The sequence below is a fragment of the Nocardia sp. NPDC051981 genome (genome assembly GCF_040680715.1).
GTDB lineage: Bacteria > Actinomycetota > Actinomycetes > Mycobacteriales > Mycobacteriaceae > Nocardia.
Genome location: NZ_JBFAXK010000007.1, coordinates 155428 through 173541 on the forward strand (window position 1 = coordinate 155428; position 18114 = coordinate 173541).

Annotated in this window: 16 protein-coding genes and 2 tRNA genes; 11 read left to right on the forward strand and 7 right to left on the reverse strand. The window is 67.9% G+C overall.

Annotated elements, in window-relative coordinates; all coding sequences use genetic code 11:
• Positions 1-326 precede the first annotated feature (326 nt).
• A complete protein-coding gene (gene serA, locus AB0L60_RS15925) occupies positions 327-1925 on the forward strand; it encodes a phosphoglycerate dehydrogenase (protein WP_364613562.1) in 1599 nt (532 codons plus the stop codon).
• A gap of 76 nt (positions 1926-2001) precedes the next feature.
• Here the strand turns inward: serA and AB0L60_RS15930 are convergent, their stop codons facing one another.
• On the reverse strand, positions 2002-2244 hold the full coding sequence (locus tag AB0L60_RS15930) for a hypothetical protein (protein ID WP_364613565.1): 243 nt from the start codon (positions 2242-2244) through the stop codon (positions 2002-2004).
• Between the two features lie 35 nt (positions 2245-2279).
• On the opposite strand from AB0L60_RS15930, the gene AB0L60_RS15935 reads away from it, so the two are divergent.
• Entirely contained in the window at positions 2280-2591 is a 312-nt protein-coding gene (locus AB0L60_RS15935) for a hypothetical protein (RefSeq protein WP_364613568.1), read from the forward strand.
• A gap of 181 nt (positions 2592-2772) precedes the next feature.
• Positions 2773-3780, forward strand: a complete 1008-nt coding sequence (locus AB0L60_RS15940; RefSeq protein ID WP_364613571.1) for a 3-isopropylmalate dehydrogenase — start codon at positions 2773-2775, stop codon at positions 3778-3780.
• A 288-nt stretch (positions 3781-4068) separates the two neighbouring features.
• On the opposite strand, the gene AB0L60_RS15945 is transcribed toward AB0L60_RS15940, so the two are convergent.
• Positions 4069-5247 (reverse strand): MFS transporter, encoded by a 1179-nt coding sequence (locus AB0L60_RS15945; RefSeq protein WP_364613574.1) that lies wholly within the window; start codon positions 5245-5247, stop codon positions 4069-4071.
• Between the two features lie 326 nt (positions 5248-5573).
• On the opposite strand from AB0L60_RS15945, the gene AB0L60_RS15950 reads away from it, so the two are divergent.
• The 4 genes from AB0L60_RS15950 to AB0L60_RS15965 all read left to right on the forward strand — a co-directional run bounded on the left by AB0L60_RS15950 (position 5574) and on the right by AB0L60_RS15965 (position 8218).
• Positions 5574-6347 (forward strand): fumarylacetoacetate hydrolase family protein, encoded by a 774-nt coding sequence (locus tag AB0L60_RS15950; RefSeq protein ID WP_354837894.1) that lies wholly within the window; start codon positions 5574-5576, stop codon positions 6345-6347.
• A gap of 13 nt (positions 6348-6360) precedes the next feature.
• Positions 6361-7827: a glutamate--tRNA ligase gene (gene gltX, locus AB0L60_RS15955; RefSeq protein ID WP_364613579.1), complete on the forward strand. Its 1467-nt coding sequence runs from the start codon at positions 6361-6363 to the stop codon at positions 7825-7827.
• 177 nt (positions 7828-8004) lie between these two features.
• A tRNA-Gln gene (locus AB0L60_RS15960) sits at positions 8005-8076 on the forward strand.
• Positions 8077-8145: 69 nt separating this feature from the next.
• Positions 8146-8218, forward strand: a tRNA-Glu gene (locus AB0L60_RS15965).
• A gap of 98 nt (positions 8219-8316) precedes the next feature.
• Here AB0L60_RS15965 and AB0L60_RS15970 read toward each other — a convergent pair.
• Both AB0L60_RS15970 and AB0L60_RS15975 read right to left on the reverse strand, forming a co-directional pair.
• On the reverse strand, positions 8317-8817 hold the full coding sequence (locus tag AB0L60_RS15970; protein ID WP_364613582.1) for a PPOX class F420-dependent oxidoreductase: 501 nt from the start codon (positions 8815-8817) through the stop codon (positions 8317-8319).
• A gap of 254 nt (positions 8818-9071) precedes the next feature.
• On the reverse strand, positions 9072-9773 hold the full coding sequence (locus AB0L60_RS15975; protein ID WP_364613585.1) for an IclR family transcriptional regulator: 702 nt from the start codon (positions 9771-9773) through the stop codon (positions 9072-9074).
• A 115-nt stretch (positions 9774-9888) separates the two neighbouring features.
• On the opposite strand from AB0L60_RS15975, the gene leuC reads away from it, so the two are divergent.
• The 3 genes from leuC (at position 9889) to AB0L60_RS15990 (ending at position 12771) form a co-directional block, all read left to right on the forward strand.
• Entirely contained in the window at positions 9889-11313 is a 1425-nt protein-coding gene (gene leuC / locus AB0L60_RS15980; RefSeq protein WP_364613587.1) for a 3-isopropylmalate dehydratase large subunit, read from the forward strand.
• A 57-nt stretch (positions 11314-11370) separates the two neighbouring features.
• The gene (gene leuD, locus AB0L60_RS15985; RefSeq protein WP_354837884.1) at positions 11371-11979 is read left to right on the forward strand and encodes a 3-isopropylmalate dehydratase small subunit; all 609 of its coding nucleotides are present in this window, start codon (positions 11371-11373) and stop codon (positions 11977-11979) included.
• Between the two features lie 156 nt (positions 11980-12135).
• Complete coding sequence (locus AB0L60_RS15990) at positions 12136-12771, forward strand: HU family DNA-binding protein (protein ID WP_364613592.1); 636 nt, start codon at positions 12136-12138, stop codon at positions 12769-12771.
• Positions 12772-13037: 266 nt separating this feature from the next.
• Here the strand turns inward: AB0L60_RS15990 and AB0L60_RS15995 are convergent, their stop codons facing one another.
• The 3 genes from AB0L60_RS15995 to cofC all read right to left on the reverse strand — a co-directional run bounded on the left by AB0L60_RS15995 (position 13038) and on the right by cofC (position 16962).
• On the reverse strand, positions 13038-13997 hold the full coding sequence (locus AB0L60_RS15995; RefSeq protein WP_364613595.1) for a bifunctional NUDIX hydrolase/histidine phosphatase family protein: 960 nt from the start codon (positions 13995-13997) through the stop codon (positions 13038-13040).
• A complete protein-coding gene (locus AB0L60_RS16000; protein WP_364613598.1) occupies positions 13994-16198 on the reverse strand; it encodes an RNA degradosome polyphosphate kinase in 2205 nt (734 codons plus the stop codon). The genes AB0L60_RS15995 and AB0L60_RS16000 overlap by 4 nt, the downstream gene beginning before the upstream one ends.
• A gap of 62 nt (positions 16199-16260) precedes the next feature.
• The gene (gene cofC / locus AB0L60_RS16005; RefSeq protein WP_364613601.1) at positions 16261-16962 is read right to left on the reverse strand and encodes a 2-phospho-L-lactate guanylyltransferase; all 702 of its coding nucleotides are present in this window, start codon (positions 16960-16962) and stop codon (positions 16261-16263) included.
• Positions 16963-17097: 135 nt separating this feature from the next.
• Here cofC and AB0L60_RS16010 point away from each other — a divergent pair, with 135 nt between their 5' ends.
• Positions 17098-18093, forward strand: a complete 996-nt coding sequence (locus AB0L60_RS16010; RefSeq protein WP_364613604.1) for an NAD(P)H-dependent glycerol-3-phosphate dehydrogenase — start codon at positions 17098-17100, stop codon at positions 18091-18093.
• The last annotated feature ends 21 nt before the right edge of the window (positions 18094-18114 follow it).

The following is an 18114-nucleotide window of genomic DNA, read 5'->3' on the forward strand; positions in this document are numbered from 1 at the left end:
GCGTGGAACCCGCAGGTGAGAACCGACGCACCGAAAGATCCACGCGAGAAACGGGATCGGGGCTGTCACTGTGAATATCGAAGCGCTGCAGTCACTGGCGCTGATCTGGACCGACGGCGTAGTGGCAGATCCGATGCTGACGGCCGAAGTTACCGCCCGAGCCGTCCTCCCGGAGTCGCTTCCGGGATCTCCGACACACGCTACGGGTAAACCCGCAGTTCACAGGTTTGATGGCAGTTGCCTACCAGGCGGTAAAACACCCCGGATCCCAGCGCACTAAGCTATCGCCCGTAAATCCCGGAACCCTTCCTCAGGAGTACCCCACCGTGAGCCAAGCAGGCCGTCCTGTTGTTCTGATCGCCGACAAGCTCGCCCAGTCGACCGTCGACGCGCTCGGCGACGGTGTCGAGGTGCGCTGGGTCGATGGCCCCAACCGCCCCGAGCTGCTCGCGGCCGTGCCGGAAGCCGATGCGCTGCTGGTCCGTTCGGCCACCACCGTCGATGCCGAGGTGCTCGAGGCCGGCAAGAACCTCAAGATCGTCGCCCGGGCCGGCGTCGGCCTCGACAATGTCGACGTGCCCGCGGCCACCGAGCGCGGCGTCATGGTCGTCAACGCGCCGACCTCCAACATCCACACCGCCGCCGAGCACGCCGTCACCCTGCTGCTCGCTGCCGCCCGCCAGATCCCGGCCGCCGACGCCACCCTGCGTGAGCACACCTGGCAGCGCAGCAAGTTCAACGGTGTCGAGATCTTCGGCAAGACCGTCGGCGTCATCGGCCTGGGCCGCATCGGCCAGCTGTTCGCGCAGCGTCTCGCCGCCTTCGAGACCAAGGTCGTCGCGTACGACCCCTACACCTCCCCGGCCCGCGCCGCTCAGCTGGGCATCGAGCTGCTGACCCTGGACGAGGTGCTCGAGCGCGCCGACTTCATCTCCATTCACCTGCCCAAGACTCCTGAGACCAAGGGCATGCTGAACAAGGAGACGCTCGCGAAGACCAAGAAGGGCGTCATCATCGTCAACGCCGCCCGCGGCGGTCTGATCGACGAGCAGGCCCTGGCCGATGCCATCACCTCCGGCCACGTGCGCGCTGCCGGTATCGACGTCTTCGAGACCGAGCCGTCCACCGACAGCCCGCTGTTCAACCTGCCGCAGGTCGTGGTGACCCCGCACCTGGGCGCCTCCACCGCCGAGGCCCAGGACCGCGCCGGCACCGATGTCGCCAAGTCCGTGCAGCTCGCCCTCGCCGGCGAGTTCGTGCCCGGCGCGGTGAATGTGACCGGTGGCGCGGTCAACGAGATCGTCGCCCCGTGGCTGGACATCGTCCGCAAGCAGGGTGCGCTGCTGGGCGCCCTCGCCGACGAGCTGCCGGTCTCCATCGAGGTCCAGGTGCGCGGCGAGCTGTCCTCGGAAGATGTTGCGGTGTTCGAGCTCTCGGCGCTGCGCGGCGTGTTCTCGGCCCTCATCGAGGACCCGGTGACCTTCGTCAACGCCCCGTCGCTCGCCAAGGAGCGCGGCCTCGAGGCCTCCGTCACCACCCACAGCGAGAGCCCGACCCACCGCAGCCTGGTCGACCTGCGCGCCGTGTTCGGCGACGGCCGCACCCTGAACGTGGCCGGCACCCTGACCGAGCCTGCCCAGGTCGAGAAGATCGTCAACATCAACGGCCGCAACTACGACATGCGCGCCGAGGGCCTGAACCTGGCCGTGCTCGCCTACGAGGACAAGCCCGGTCAGCTCGGCCGCCTGGCCACCAAGCTCGGCGACGCGGGCATCGACATCCTCGCCGCCCAGCTCACCCAGGACCTGAACGACGAAGGCGCCACCGTCATCCTCCGCGTCAACAAGGAGGTCCCGGCCGAGGTCCAGAACTCCATCGGCGAGGCCGTCGGCGCGGCCAAGGTCGCCCTGGTCAACCTGGACTGAGATAGACCTCGCGCAACGCGATGAGGGCCCCTTCCACGGACAGTGGAAGGGGCCCGATGGGTTCGAGGGGGAGGTATCAGCGACCCGGCCGGCGATCCCGGGCTTCGATCGCGTCGCGCGCCTCGGCCAGACCGGCCGTCGGGTCCTGGTCCCGGTACAGCTTGATGGCCTGGATCTTCTTGCCGCGCTGCAGGAGATCGTCGATCGCGAGGTAGTCGATGGCGCCGCCCGGATCGGCGATACCCAGATGCTCGATGATGAGATCGATCTTGCGTTCCAGGCGATGAAGTTTGCGCTCGAGTCGGAGATTGTCGAACATCCACCGAACACTATCGACGCCGCCATGATTGATGAATGCGAGGAAAGACGCCGCCGACCGAGCCGCTGTCCGCACGGGAGCGGCGCAATCTGCTGATCGGGAGCGCTGTCGTCGTCACGCTGATCGTGGCGGGGGTGGTGGCGTGGGCGGTGCTCGATCATCGGCCGGATTACTCGCGCTCCGAGAATGGTTGTGTCGCGGTGCTTTCCGCCGGGACGATGGGTGGTCAGCAGCAGCGGGCGTGTGGCACGCAGGCGCAGGACTGGTGCCGGACGGTGGCGGGGCAGCAGGACGCTCTCGCCCTGCGCGTGCAACAGGAGTGCCGCCGCGCGGGAATCCGGCCCTAGCCCACGCGTGCCGCCGTAGCCCGCCGGCGCAACCCGGTGCGAGCGGCCGGTGATCCCACTGGTTGGGAGCGATTCGCCCTGGTGAAAGGGGTTGCGGTCGTACCCGCTATGGTGGCCGGTGACTCTCCTGCCAGCGCGGAGAGGATCACCCGCGCGTGTTATCGAACGGAGCATGGATTTCATGAAACTGGCTGTCATTCCGGGCGACGGTATCGGTCCCGAGGTCATCGCCGAGGCCCTCAAGGTGCTCGACGTGGTGGTGCCCGGTGTCGAGAAGACCGAATACGACCTGGGAGCCAAGCGGTTCCATGCCACCGGCGAGATCCTCCCGGACAATGTCATCCCGGAGCTCAAGCAGCACGACGCCATCCTGCTGGGCGCCATCGGCGACCCGTCGGTGCAGAGCGGCGTGCTCGAGCGCGGCCTGCTGCTGCGCACCCGCTTCGAGCTGGACCACCACGTGAACCTGCGCCCGTCCAAGCTGTACCCGGGCGTCACCAGCCCGCTCGCGGCCAACCCGGACATCGACTTCGTGGTCGTGCGCGAGGGCACCGAGGGCCCCTACACCGGCACCGGCGGCGCGATCCGCGTCAACACCCCGCACGAGGTGGCCACCGAGGTCTCCACCAATACCCGCTTCGGTGTCGAGCGCGTGGTCCGCTACGCCTTCGAGACCGCCCGCAAGCGCCGCAAGCACCTGACCCTGGTGCACAAGAACAATGTGCTGGCCTTCGCCGGTTCGCTGTGGTCGCGCACGGTCGCCGAGGTCGGCGCGGAGTACCCGGACATCGAAACCGCTTACCAGCACATCGATGCCGCCACCATCCACATGGTCACCGACCCGGGCCGCTTCGACGTGATCGTCACCGACAACCTCTTCGGCGACATCATCACCGACCTGGCCGCCGCCGTCTCCGGTGGCATCGGCCTGGCCGCCTCCGGCAATATCGACGCCTCGGGCACCAACCCGTCCATGTTCGAGCCGGTGCACGGTTCGGCCCCGGACATCGCGGGCCAGTCCAAGGCCGACCCGACTGCCGCGATCCTCTCGGTGTCCCTGCTGCTGAACCACCTCGGCAAGCCTGAGGAGGCCGCCCGCATCGAGGCCGCCGTCGCCAAGGATCTGGCGTCGCGCTCGGGCGCCGCCTCGACCGTCGAGGTCGGCGACCGGATCGCCGCCTCGCTCTAGCCTTCCACGGTCAAGCCCCCGTTCCCGCGACCGCGGGAACGGGGGCTTTCCTTGTTCACAGCCCGGATATCGAGCCCGACAAGGTGATTCGCCGGTCCGTACCACCCGGCGAATCGTCGAAACCGGACTACTTCACACGCTTCGTCCGTTCCCTCCTCGTCGCCGAAATGCAATCCTGGGAGGGGTTTCATTGAAACCTCCTGGGCCAGTGAGGCATATCGCAGATTTTTATTCGGATGCGAAAACTTAACGGGCACAGCTCTTCCGGATTTGCGGGCGATGCGCCGGTCACCGGGAACCCCTGGGCACCAACGGGACTGCCGCCAGCGCCACCACCGCCGCCAGCAGGTAGGTGATCGGAAAACCGGCCGCGGTGATCAATGCGCCGAAGGCCGGGGCGATCACGGCCGCCGCCAGGTTCTGGCCCGTGTTCTGGATACCCAGCCCGCGACCCGACCAATAGGGACCCGCGATCTCCGCCACCGCCGTGAAGGCCAGGCCGTTGTCGGCCACCGTGATGACCGAGGCCGCGACCAGAATCGGGACGGCCGCCCACCACTGGTATGTCCAGGCCGCTACGGCCAAGGCGGACATGGAGATTACGGCCGCGATCGCCACCGTGCGCAGCGGCCGCAACCGGCTGCCCACCCGATCCGACCAGATCCCCGCGCCGATTCGCCCTCCCGCGCCCAGGATTTGGGTGGCGGTGACCAGCGCGCCCGCCGCCGGCAGCGACATGCCGACATCCCGGTGCAGCCACAGCAGGCCGAAGGTCCAAATGGTGGCCTGCGGGATCACCAGCAGAATCGACACCCCGTGAATGCGCCACAGCGTGGAGTCGCCGCGGTACGGGTTGGCGGGACGCCCTGCGCCCCCGGCGGATTCGGGCCGCGGCGGATCCACGATCCCGAACAGGCAGCCGACCGCGGCCGCCCCCGCCATGGCCGCGGGGACCAGGACGGCCATCGAGAACCCGTGTGCCGCAGCGACGGCCGGGATGGTCATGGCGCCGACGGCCACGCCCAGCGGCTGGGCGGCCTGCCGGATGCCCATGGCCATCCCGCGCTGATCCGGCGGGAACCAGCCCACGATGACCCGCCCGCTGGCGGCATTGGTGCTGCCGGCTCCGGCCCCGGCCAGGAACAGCAATGCGCCCAGCGCAACATAGTTCGAGACCGTCGCCGCCGCCGCACCCGCCGCGAACATCAGCGCGGGACCGGCCACCAGGGCCTTGTGCTCGCCCACATGATCGACGATCCAGCCCCACGCGATCAGCGTGCAGACCAGGCCGACGGTGGGCATGGCGACCAGCAGACCGGCGGTGGCCAGCGGCATTCCACGCTGGGTCAGTGCGGGCAGCAGGAAGGCGGTGCCGTGCACCAGCGCGGCGCTGGAGCTCTGGGCGAAGACGCCGAGCGCCAGCATGGTCCACCGTCGTGTTGTCCCGATCTGTGTCACGGTGGCCATCGCCCTCACCTCTGTCTCAATATATGGAATATATTTCCTACTCTGTGAACATCGAATCTCACCGTACACGTGATGCGCAAGACGATTTCTGGGACGAGCTGTCAGTTTGCTCACACTCGCCCACTGAATCTGTGAGTCCACCCGCGGGACCCGAGTTCGCTTGCGTATAAGGGCTTTCCACATTCGGATCGGGGCGATGCGGGCCGGGATGCCACTCCGCCCGGCGGGAACCGCCCCCGCCCGGACCGCCCTCGCCCACGGCTCCGGTCCCGCCCCGCGGTTGGGCGCGTTCGGGCAGGTCGAGGCCGGTCGATAGGATGCCAACCATGCGCCTAGGTCGAGTTGCCAGCCCAGATGGAGTCGCTTTCGTCAGCATCGAAGGGGACGGTTCCGACGCCGTCGTCCGGGAGATCGCCGAACACCCGTTCGGTACCCCGACCTTCACCGGTCGCAGCTGGCCGCTGGCCGACGTACGCCTGCTGGCCCCGATCCTCGCCAGCAAGGTGATCTGCATCGGCAAGAACTACGCCGCGCACGCCGAGGAGATGGGCGGCCCGGCCCCGGCCGACCCGGTCATCTTCATGAAGCCGAGCACCTCGATCCAGAGCCCCAACGCTCCGATCATCCTGCCGCCCAGCTCTTCTCAGGTCGACTACGAGGGCGAACTGGCGATCGTCATCGGCCGCCCCTGCAAGGACGTGCCCGCCGCCCGCGCCAACGAGGTGATCCTGGGCTACACCGTCGCCAATGACGTCACCGCCCGTGACCAGCAGCGCCACGACGGCCAGTGGACCCGGGCCAAGGGCTACGACACCTTCTGCCCGCTCGGCCCCTGGATCGAGACCGCGCTGGACCCTTCGGATCTGGAGATCGTCACCGAGGTCGACGGCCAGGTCAAGCAGCGCAGCCGCACTTCACTTCTGCTGCACGATATCCCGAAGCTGATCGAGTGGGTCACCGCCGTAATGACCTTGCTCCCGGGCGATGTCATCCTCACCGGCACCCCGGAGGGCGTCGGCCCGCTGCAGGCCGGCCAGACCGTGTCGGTGACCGTCTCCGGCATCGGCACCCTGTCCAATCCCGTTGCCGCCAAACGCTGAACGAAAGAGAGCCATGACTGACGTCCGGGTTCGTTTCTGCCCGTCACCCACCGGCACACCGCATGTGGGTCTGGTCCGCACCGCCCTGTTCAACTGGGCCTACGCGCGCCACCACGGCGGCACCTTCGTCTTCCGCATCGAAGACACCGACGCCGCACGCGATTCCGAGGAGTCCTACAACGCCATCCTCGACGCCCTGCGCTGGCTCGGCCTCACCTGGGACGAGGGCCCCGAGGTCGGCGGCCCCTACGGCCCGTACCGGCAGTCGCAGCGGCGTGACATTCATCTCGATGTGGTGCAGCGACTGCTGGCGGCGGGGGAGGCCTACGAATCCTTCTCCGCCCCTGACGAAGTCGAGGCCCGGCACAAGGCCGCCGGCCGCGATCCCAAGCTCGGCTACGACAACTTCGACCGCGACCTGACCGCCGAGCAGATCGCCGCCTACAAGGCCGAGGGCCGCCCGGCGGTGGTCCGGCTGCGCATGCCCGACCGGGACCTCACCTGGAACGACCTGGTGCGCGGCGAGACCACCTTCCGCGCGGGCGTGGTCCCCGATTTCGCGCTCACCCGGGGTAATGGCGATCCGCTCTATACGCTGGTCAACCCGGTCGACGACGCCATGATGAAGATCACCCACGTTCTGCGCGGCGAGGATCTGCTGTCCTCCACTCCCCGGCAGCTCGCGCTCTACGAGTCGCTGAAACGAATCGGCGTCGCGGAGTTCACCCCGGAGTTCGGTCACCTGCCCTTCGTGATGGGCCAGGGCAACAAGAAGTTGTCCAAGCGTGATCCGGAGTCGAATCTTTTCCATCACCGCGACCGCGGGTTCATTCCCGAGGGTTTGCTGAATTATCTGGCACTGCTCGGCTGGAGCATCGCCGATGATCATGACCTGTTCTCGATGACCGAGATGGTGGCAGCCTTCGATATCTCGAAGGTGAATTCGAATCCGGCTCGATTCGACCAGAAGAAGGCCGATGCGCTGAACGCCGAACATATTCGGAGGCTGACGCCCGGTGATTTTGCTCACCGGCTGCGCGAGTTCCTTACCGGACACGGCCATATCGGCGCCGAGATCGACGAGAAGCTGTTCGAAACCGCGGCAGATCTGGTGCAGACCCGGATCAAGGTGCTCGGCGAAGCCTGGGATCTGCTGAAGTTCCTCTTCATCAAGCCCGAAGAGTTCGCCATCGACCCCGCCGCGGAGAAAAAGAATCTGGGCCCCGATGCCGCTCCGGTGCTGCAGGCGGCGGTGAAAGCCCTTGAAGGCGTTTCGGAATGGACCGTCACGCCCCTGGAGGAGGCGCTCAAAGCCGCGCTCATCGACGAACTGGGCCTCAAGCCGAACAAGGCCTTCGCGCCCGTGCGCGTGGCCGTGACCGGATCCCACATCAGCCCGCCGCTGTTCGAGTCGCTGGAACTGCTGGGCCGCGAGCTCACCATGGACCGCATGCGGTCCGCGCTCGCCGGCATCGCCTGAGCTCGCCGGGATCGCCTGAGATCGATTGCGCGAAGGCCCGCGGGTAGTCCGAAATGATGCACAAACCGGCCTCTGACCAGCCGGTTTGTGTATCTTCCGGGGGATGCTGCTAATCTTCTTCTCGGCCGGAAAGCGGTCGGGAGCTTCCCCCGGGAGGAACCCGAAAGCCCAGGTCAATGGGGTATGGTGTAATTGGCAACACAGCTGATTCTGGTTCAGCCATTCTAGGTTCGAGTCCTGGTACCCCAGCTGCGAGAGCTTCGGCTCTCGAATTCGAGAAGCTTCGGCGGACCGCAAAGTCTGCCGAAATCTCATCCTGGTCCCGTCGTCTAGCGGCCTAGGACGCCGCCCTCTCAAGGCGGTAGCGCGGGTTCAAATCCCGTCGGGACTACAAAGCGAAGGCCCCCAGCCGAACGGCTGGGGGCCTTCGCTTTTCTGTATGACCACGGTTGCCGGGCAACGGCCTCCATGGTTGCCGGCCGGCCGTGCCTACGGTTGCTGACCAGCGGTGCTGCCGCCCAGCGGCATGGCGGGCAGGCCGAGTTTGCGGTGATCCCAGCTGCGGGTGCGCTCGGGCACCACGCGCACGGCCACCCGCTTGTTCAGCATGGCCTCCACGAACGGCTTGGCCTCGTCGCTGTACGGCCCGGTGTAGCGCTCCCAGACGCTGATTCCCACCTTGAACAGCGCCTCGGGGTCGTCGACGACCTCCGCGCGGCCCTCGATGGAAATGCCGCGCAGCTGGTCGTAGGTGTCGCCAGCCTCGATCATCACGGTGATGCGCGGATCGCGGCGCAGATTCACCGTCTTCTGGGCCTTGGCCTTGGTCTCGAACCAGATCTCGCCGTCGATCACCGCGTACCACATGGCGACCAGATGCGGTGCGCCCGTGGCGCCCAGCGTGGCCATGGTGGCGATGCGGCTGCGCTCGATGAATTCGGTGATCTCCTGGTCGGACATCACGATCTGCGCGCGTTGATTAACTCCCATGGGCCGACTGTAATTTACGGCGTATGAGCGCAGTCACAGTGGCCATTTCCTGCCACCTGGCTCACAGCCGGAGCGGCCGATCCGGCCCTGGAAACGGCACCTCCGGGCCCCGGGAACCAGCGCAGCCCCCGCCGGAATCCGGCGAGGGCTGCGGTCGGGAAGTCGAGCAACTGCGGGCGGGTGGCTGAGCGACCCGTGGGGCTGTCGTGACGGCAGTGGCCACCCCCAGGGTTGCCCCGGACCCGCAAAGTCCGTCAGAGGCGCTTGTGGAGGGCGTCGGCGGCGGCCACCAGATCGGCGGCCCAGCGGGCGCCCGGCCGGCGGCCCATGCGGTCGATGGGTCCGGATACCGAGACGGCCGCGACCACGCCGCCCGCGGCGTCGCGCACGGGCGCGGACACGCTGGCCACGCCGGCCGCGCGCTCGGCCGCGCTCTGCGCCCAGCCGCGGCGGCGCACCTCGGCCAGGGCCCGCTCGCCGAAGACGGCCTCGGGCAGGACCGTGCGCTGCATCTCGGGATCGGCCCAGGCCAGCAGCACTTTGGCGGCCGAGCCCGCGGTGAGCGGCAGGCGCGCCCCGATCGGCACGGTGTCGCGCAGGCCCGCGGCGGGCTCCATGGCGGCCACGCAGACGCGGGCATTGCCGTCGCGCCGGTAGAGCTGCACGCTCTCGCCGGTGATCTCGCGCAGGCGCGGCAGGATGGTGGCGGCGGCGTCGAGGAGCGGGTCGCTGGCGGTTGTCGCCAGCTCCGACAGGGCCGGGCCGGGCCGCCACAGACCCTGGCTGTCACGGGCCAGCATGCGGTGGGTTTCCAGGCCCACGGCCAGGCGGTGTGCGGTGGCGCGGGGCAGTCCGGTGCGTGCGCAGAGCTCATTGAGGCCGCAGGGTTGCTCGGCTACGGCGTGCAGGACGGCCATCGCTTTGTCCAGAACCCCGATACCGCTATGCTGTCTCATAGAACGATATTAGCGTCTCGCATGTTGGGAAATGCAAACCAGCCGCTCCCAGCTCGGACGCCAGTCACCGCGCACACCACCGGGCGTGGATATGTCAATCGAGAGGTGAGCAGTTATGGCCGACCGGCCACGCACTCTGGCGGAGAAGGTCTGGGACCAGCACGTCGTCGTCCGCGGCGCGGGCGAGGGCGCGAATCGCGAACCCGACCTCATCTACATCGACCTGCACCTGGTGCACGAGGTCACCAGCCCGCAGGCGTTCGACGGACTGCGCGCCGCGGGTCGCCCGGTGCGCCGCCCGGATCTCACCATCGCCACCGAGGACCACAACGTCCCGACCATCGACATCGACAAGCCGATCGCGGATCCGGTGTCGCGCCTGCAGGTCGAGACCCTGCGCAAGAACTGCGAGGAATTCGGTGTGCGCCTGCACCCGATGGGCGATATCGATCAGGGCATCGTCCACGTGGTGGGCCCGCAGCTGGGCCTGACCCAGCCGGGAACCACGGTGGTGTGCGGTGATTCGCACACCTCCACCCACGGTGCGTTCGGTGCGCTGGCCATGGGCATCGGCACCTCGGAAGTGGAACACGTGCTGGCGACGCAGACTTTGTCGCTGCGCCCGTTCAAGACCATGGCCATCAATGTCGACGGGCAGCTGCCCGCGGGCGTCACCTCCAAGGACGTGATCCTGGCGGTCATCGCGCAGATCGGCACCGGCGGCGGCCAGGGCTACGTGCTGGAGTACCGCGGCGAGGCGGTGCGCGGCATGTCCATGGAGGCCCGGATGACCATGTGCAACATGTCGATCGAGGCCGGCGCCCGCGCGGGCATGGTCGCGCCCGACGAGGTCACCTACGAGTTCCTGAAGGGCCGCCCGCACGCGCCCGAGGGCGCGGACTGGGAGGCCGCCGTGGCCGCCTGGGACGCTCTGAAGACCGATGAGGGCGCGGTTTTCGACGCGGAGGTCCATATCGACGCCTCCGCGCTGACCCCCTTCGTCACCTGGGGCACCAATCCGGGACAGGGTGCGCCGCTGGGCGACTCGGTGCCGGATCCGGAGCAGATCGTCGACGAGAACGAGCGCGCGGCCGCCGAGAAAGCGCTGCAGTACATGGACCTGCGGCCGGGCACTCCGCTGCGGGACGTCACCGTGGACACGGTTTTCGTGGGTTCGTGCACCAATGGCCGGATCGAGGATTTGCGTGCGGTCGCAGACATTCTGACGGGCCGAAAGGTCGCGGACGGTGTACGCATGCTGATCGTGCCGGGCTCGATGCGGGTGCGGCTGCAGGCGGAAAAAGAGGGTCTGGGCGAGATTTTCACCGCCGCGGGCGCGGAATGGCGCCAGCCCGGATGCTCGATGTGCCTGGGTATGAACCCGGATCAGCTTTCCCCCGGTCAGCGCTGCGCCGCCACCTCGAACCGGAACTTCGAAGGGCGACAGGGCAAGGGCGGTCGCACACACCTGGTCTCGCCGCTGGTCGCCGCGGCCACCGCGGTGCGCGGAACCCTGTCCTCACCTGCGGATCTGAACTGATCACATTCCGGTAGCGGCCCAGATGCCGCTGCCCCCACAGACTCAGGAGAATCACCGATGGAAGCCTTCAAGGTCCACAAGGGGATCGGCGTTCCGTTGCGCCGATCCAATGTCGATACCGACCAGATCATCCCGGCGGTGTATCTGAAGCGCGTTACCCGAACGGGTTTCGAGGACGGCCTGTTCGCGGCGTGGCGGACGGATCCGAACTTCATTCTGAACACCGAGCCCTTCAACCGGGGTAGTGTGCTGGTCGCTGGTCCGGATTTTGGTACCGGATCCTCACGTGAGCACGCCGTTTGGGCCTTGAAGGACTACGGGTTCCGGGTGGTGATCTCGTCTCGCTTCGCCGACATCTTCCGCGGGAACGCGGGCAAGGACGGGCTTCTGACGGCCCGGATGGCGCAGAGCGATGTGGAATTGCTCTGGAAGTTGCTCGAGGAACAGCCGGGTTTGGAATTGGCGGTGGACCTCGAGGCGCGAACGGTGTCGGCCGGAACGGTCGTGTTGCCGTTCGATATTGACGACTACACCCGGTGGCGCCTGCTGGAAGGGCTGGACGACATCGGGCTCACTCTGCGGCACAGTGATGAGATCGACCGGTTCGAAAACGCAAGGCCGACTTGGAAACCCGCCACCATTCCGGCCCGTATTTCGCAGACGTAATCATTGATGGGCGTTAGCTGAACCCCCTCAAACCAGGTAGCTGAGCGTGTGCCATGCGTCATGTATTTCCGCGTGGCACATAGACTCTTGCCCGGAAAGGGTTTACCGTGGTACCTAGTCGGTCCGACGACGGGCCATTAGTCTGCGGAGGATTCAATGAACAAGGCGGAACTGATCGATGTTCTGACCGAGAAGTTGGGTACTGACAGGCGCACCGCTACTGCTGCAGTTGAGCAGATGGTCGACACGATCGTGCGTGCTGTGAACAAAGGTCAGAGCGTCACCATCACCGGATTCGGTGTCTTCGAACAGCGTAAGCGGGCCGCCAGGGTCGCTCGTAACCCGCGCACCGGCGAAACCGTCAAGGTGAAGCCGACTTCGGTGCCGGCGTTCCGTCCCGGCGCTCAGTTCAAGGCGATCATTGCCGGCAAGCAGAAGATCGCTTCGAGCGGCCCGGCCGTGAAGCGCGGTGTGGCCGCCCCGGTTTCGGGTAAGGCCGCCGCCAAGAAGACCACCGCCAAGAAGGCGGCCAAGAAGGCCGCCACCAAGGCGCCGGCCAAGACCACGGCCAAGAAGGCCGCCTCGAAGGCGCCCGCCAAGAAGGCCACGGCCAAGAAGACGGTGGCGAAGAAGACGGTCGCGAAGAAGACTGCGGTCAAGGCCACCGTTGCCAAGAAGACCGCGGCCGCCAAGAAGGCCGTCAAGGCCACCGCTGCGAAGGCCACCGCCAAGAAGACGGCCAAGAAGGCTCCCGCCAAGAAGACCGCGGCCAAGCGCACCGCTCGCCGGTAGCGAGGCCACAACCCGTCGCTGACGGGGGTTTTCGAGCAGGACAACACGTGAGACGGCCCGGCATCGCCGGGCCGTCTCGCATGTGTGTGAGGGGGTGGATCGGGGGTTCGATGGGGATGGAATCGGCGGTACGCCCGGCGGAAATCGGCAGTGCGCCGGATGGATTCGGCCGGACAGGGGCCGGTACGGCGGCGTTCCAAGGGTTCTCGCCGGGGCCGGGCCGTCGGCCGGCGGGGGAAAACGCCCGCCGACGGGCCGGAAAGCCGTCAGGCCCGGGGGAGATCGGCCGGGGTGAGAGCGCGGTCGAGATGGTCGGCCGCGATCAGACGGCCGTCGTGGAAGGACAGCACCCAGACGCTGCCCTTGCGGTTGCGGGCCGGTGGCAGGCTGACGCCGTCGTCGGCGGCCCACCACTCCAGCAGATCCGGAATCACCTTGCCCTGACTGGAGATCACCCGCACGGTGTCGGCGGAGACCAGGTCGCGGGCGCGTTTGCGGGCGGCATCGGGTGCTGCCGCATAACCGGATTCGGAGAACAGCGGTTCGAGTTCTACGTCCACGCCCAGCTTTTCCGCCAGCGGGGTCACAGTTTGGACACAGCGGTCCGGTGGGGCGGAGAGGATTTCGGCCGCGCCGAAGGCGAGCAGGTTCGGCACCAGGGCGCGAGCCTGTGCGCGACCGGCCTTTTCGAGCGGGCGCAGATCGTCGTCACCGGCGAAACGGTCGCTGCGACCGGCCTTGGCGTGCCGCACCAGCAGCAGGGTGGCGGTTTCGGCGGGCTGGCGGAGGAAGTTCCGGACGATGCTGCGGTCCATGGGATAGGACAGGGCGTCCATCACGGTGTCGAGACGGCGCCAGTCCAGGGCGTCGACCTCCGGATTGGATTCGAACGCCCCGTCCAGGACCCGGGCGGCCCAGTAGTCCACTCGCTTGAGCTTGCGATGCCCGGTCACCGGATACGTCACGTGGCCCAGATAGCGGCCCAGGCGCGAATTCAGGCCCGTTTCCTCGGCCACCTCGCGCACGGCCGTGACGACCGGCGTCTCGCCGGGATCCAATTTCCCCTTGGGCAGCGACCAGTCGTCGTATTTGGGCCGGTGTACCAGGGCGATCTCGAGCGTGCCATCCGCCGCCGGACGCCACAGCACCGCGCCCGCCGCCAGAATATTGGCGGCGACGCGGGGGTCGGCGAAATCGGCGGCAGGATCGAAGTGGGCCGGGCTCACTGGTGCACCGGACGTCGCAGCCGCATCAGGTGCTCCTGGTGATCGCGGATCTGATCGCCGGGGACGTCGGGTCCGGGCTGGGCGGCCCAGCTGCCGTCGGCCTGCAGCACCCAGCAGCGGGTGGCCGGGTGCAGTGCGGAGTCGAACACCTGGCCCAGCTGCTCGGTCAGCTTCGGATCCTTCACCTGCGCCAGCACTTCCACGCGCCGGTCCAGGTTGCGGTGCATCATGTCGGCGCTGCCGATCCAGTACTCGTTCTGCGCCTCGAAGTGCAGAACACGCGAATGTTCCAGGAAGCGGCCGAGAATCGAGCGCACCCGGATGTTCTCGCTCATACCCGCCACCCCGGGCCGCAGCCCGCAGATGCCGCGCACCACGATGTCCACCGGCACCCCGGCCTGGGAGGCGCGGTAGAGGGCGTCGATGATCTGCTCGTCGACGATCGCGTTGGCCTTCAGCCGGATTCGCGCCGGTTCGCCCTGCGAGGCCAGCTCGACCTCACGCTCGATGCGTTCGATGATGCCCGCGCGCACGCCGGTCGGGGCGACCAGCAGGTTGCGGTAGTTGGCCTTTCGCGAGTACCCGGTCAGCGAGTTGAACAGGTCGGTGAGGTCCGCGCCGATCTCCGGTGCGGCCGTGAGCAATCCGACGTCCTCGTACAGGCGTGCGGTCTTGGGATTGTAATTACCGGTGCCGATGTGGCAGTAGCGACGGATGGTGGCACCCTCGCGCCGCACCACCAGGCAGGTCTTGCAGTGGGTCTTGAGCCCGACCAGGCCGTAGACCACGTGCACGCCGGCCTGCTCCAGCGCCCGCGCCCATTTGATGTTGGCCTGCTCGTCGAAGCGGGCCTTGATCTCGACCAGCGCGACCACCTGCTTGCCCGCCTCGGCAGCGTCGATGAGCGCGTTCACGATGGGGGAGTCACCCGAGGTGCGGTACAGGGTCTGCTTGATGGCCAGCACCTGCGGGTCGGCGGCGGCCTGCTCGATGAAGCGCTGGACGCTGGTGGAGAAGGAGTCGTAGGGGTGGTGCACCAGCACGTCGCTCTCCCGCAGGGCGGCGAAAACGTTTCGGGGCGTTTCGCGTTCGCCGAACGCCGGCGGGGTAGCCGGGACGTACGGGGCGTCCTTGAGGTTGGGGCGGTCCACGCCGTAGACCTGCCACAGGCACGACAGGTCCAGCAGGCCGGGCACCTGGATGACGTCGGCCGGGTCCACGTCGAGTTCGCGCAGCAGCAGATCGAGCATGTGCTCGGTCATGTCGTCGGAGACTTCCAGCCGCACCGGGGATCCGAAGCGGCGGCGGGCGAGTTCGCGCTCCAGGGCCTGCAGCAGATCCTCGTCGCGGTCCTCCTCGACCTCCAGGTCGGCATTGCGGGTGATCCGGAACGAATGCTGTTCCACCACTTCCATTCCCGGGAACAGCTGATCCAGATGCGCGGCGATCAGCTCCTCCATCGGGAGGAAGGCGGCCAGGGACGAGCCTTGTGCCGCAGCGGAATCACGGCCCAGGGCCGTATTGCCGGCAGCGACCCGGCGGACCCGCACGAAGCGATCCACATTGTCGGGCACCTTGACCCGGGCGAAGTGCTCACCGCCGGTGATCGAATCCTTCACCGTCACGGCAAGATTCAGGCTCAGGCCACTGATGTAGGGGAACGGGTGGGCCGGGTCGACCGCCAGCGGGGTCAGCACCGGGAACACCTGATCCTGGAAATATCCGGACAGGCGTTGCCGCTCGGTGTCCTCCAGATCGGCCCAGCGGATGATGGCGATGCCCTCGGCGGTCAGCGCGGGCAGCACCTGGTCCAGGAAGACGCGGGCGTGGCGCTCGCCGATCTCCTGGGTGCGGACGGCGATCAGCTCGAGCTGCTCGGTGGGGGACAGGCCGTCGGCGGACCGCACCGACAGTCCGGTTTCCGCGCGGCGCTTCAGACCGGCCACCCGGACCATGTAGAACTCGTCCAGATTCGAGGCGAAAATGGCGAGGAATTTGGCGCGCTCGAGCAGCGGCTGGGAATGGTCCTCGGCGAGGGCGAGGACGCGGGCATTGAAATCGAGCCAGCTGAGTTCCCGATTGACGTAGCGGTCCGCCGGGAGCGGCGCTATGGCGGTGGGCGGTGGGGTTGCCGCGGGCGGTGCCGCCGGTAGTAGCGGCGATTGCTTGACGGTATCCGTATCGCTCACTCTCACGATCATTCCTTATGTCGCGGGCGGGGTGCCGAACTGACACCGGCCATTGCAGCGCAGATCACGCCGCGTCAGCACAGTGAGGACCCGGCTCGGTGCATATCTTCGATTCCTCGACACGCCTGCGACACGCCGATTTCACGCAGCAGCGCGCCGGTGGCCGTGCCGACCCCGAGCGCGGCGGCGCGCTCGAGATCCGCGGCGGTGTCGACGTCCTGCCGCAGCCCGGGCCAGTTGCCCAGCAACTCCACCGCGCCGCCGGCGATGTGACGGCGGGCGGAGTCCGGACCGAAAAGCGGGTTCAGCGCGGCGGATCCGCCGCGCACCAGCAGGGCGACGGTGCCGCTGCCCTCGTGATCGGCGACCACCGCGCGCTGATGCCCGGTGCTCGCCAGCATGTCGCAGAGTTCGGCCGGGCGCAGCGCGGGCAGATCCGCTTGCAGGGCAAGCAGATCGACCGGGCCGTGGGCCTTGCGCACCGCGGCCGCGCCCGCGGCCAGGGCGGCGTTCAGTCCGCTGGTGTGCGGCGGGATCGCGGCGGGTTCGGGATGGACCGTCGCGCCCAGATCGCGTACCAGATCGGCGACCGCCGGATCCGGGGTCACCACCGTCACCGAGGCCACCCCGCGGGCGCCGGCCGCGGCGGTCACCGTGTCCGACAGCATGGCCAGCACCAGGCGCGGCCGCTGATGCGCGGGCAGCCCATCGGACAACCGGCTCTTGGCCAGTCCGAGACTCTTGACCGCGATCACCGCGTGCACGGCTGTGTTCACTGTGCCCTCCGCTCCGCTCCGGCCGCGCGCATGCCCGAATCCTCCCACTCCAAGATGACGGCCGTGTGAGCGGCGTCGAATTCCAGGAGATGCCACAACGGCATGGCTCCGATCACACACGCATATATTGAGCAGATGGCAAGGGCAGCGGTGTTGGGCGCGGGGTCGTGGGGGACCGCGTTCGCGAAGGTGTTGGCGGAGGCGGGAACCGAGACCATCGTGTGGGCTCGACGGCCGGAGGTGGCCAAAGTGCTTGCCACCGAGCATCGCAATCCCTGGTATCTGCCCGATGTGGCGTTGCCGCCCCTGGCCGCGACCGATGATCCCGCGGTCGCGCTGGACGGTGCCGACATCGTGGTGCTGGCGGTGCCCTCGCAGTCGCTGCGCACCAATCTCGCGGCCTGGAAGGACCTCATTCCGGCCGACGCCACGCTGCTGAGCCTGGCCAAGGGCATCGAGACCGGCACCCTGCTGCGCATGAGCCAGGTCGTCGCGGAGGTCAGCGGCGCGGATCCGAGCCGGATCGCGGTGCTGTCGGGCCCGAACCTGTCGCACGAGATCGCGGCCGGCCAGCCCGCCGCGACCGTGGTGGCCTGCCCGGACGTGGCGCGGGCCGAGGCGGTCCAGCACGCCTGCGCCACCGGTTATTTCCGGCCGTACACCAATTCCGATGTGATCGGCTGCGAGATCGGCGGCGCCTGTAAGAACGTGATCGCGCTGGCCTGCGGCATCGCTTCGGGGATGGGGTTGGGTGACAACTCGATCGCCACCCTCATCACCCGCGGGCTGGCCGAGATCATCCGGCTCGGAGTGGCCGTGGGCGCGGAGCCGGTCACCTTCGCGGGGCTGGCGGGTGTCGGCGATCTGGTGGCCACCTGCACCTCGCCGCTGTCGCGCAATCGCTCCTTCGGGCACGCGCTGGGTGCGGGCGGCACCATGGAGACCGCACTGGACGCCACTCATGGCCAGGTCGTGGAGGGTGTGAAGTCCTGCACATCGGTGCGGGCGCTGGCCGCGGCGCACGGGGTGGAAATGCCGCTCACCAATGCCGTGCACCAGGTGTGCCACGAGGGGCTGTCGGCGGCCGAGGCGGTCGGGCAGTTGCAGGGTCGCCGCCTGAAATCGGAATAACGTGTCCCTGGCCGGGACGAC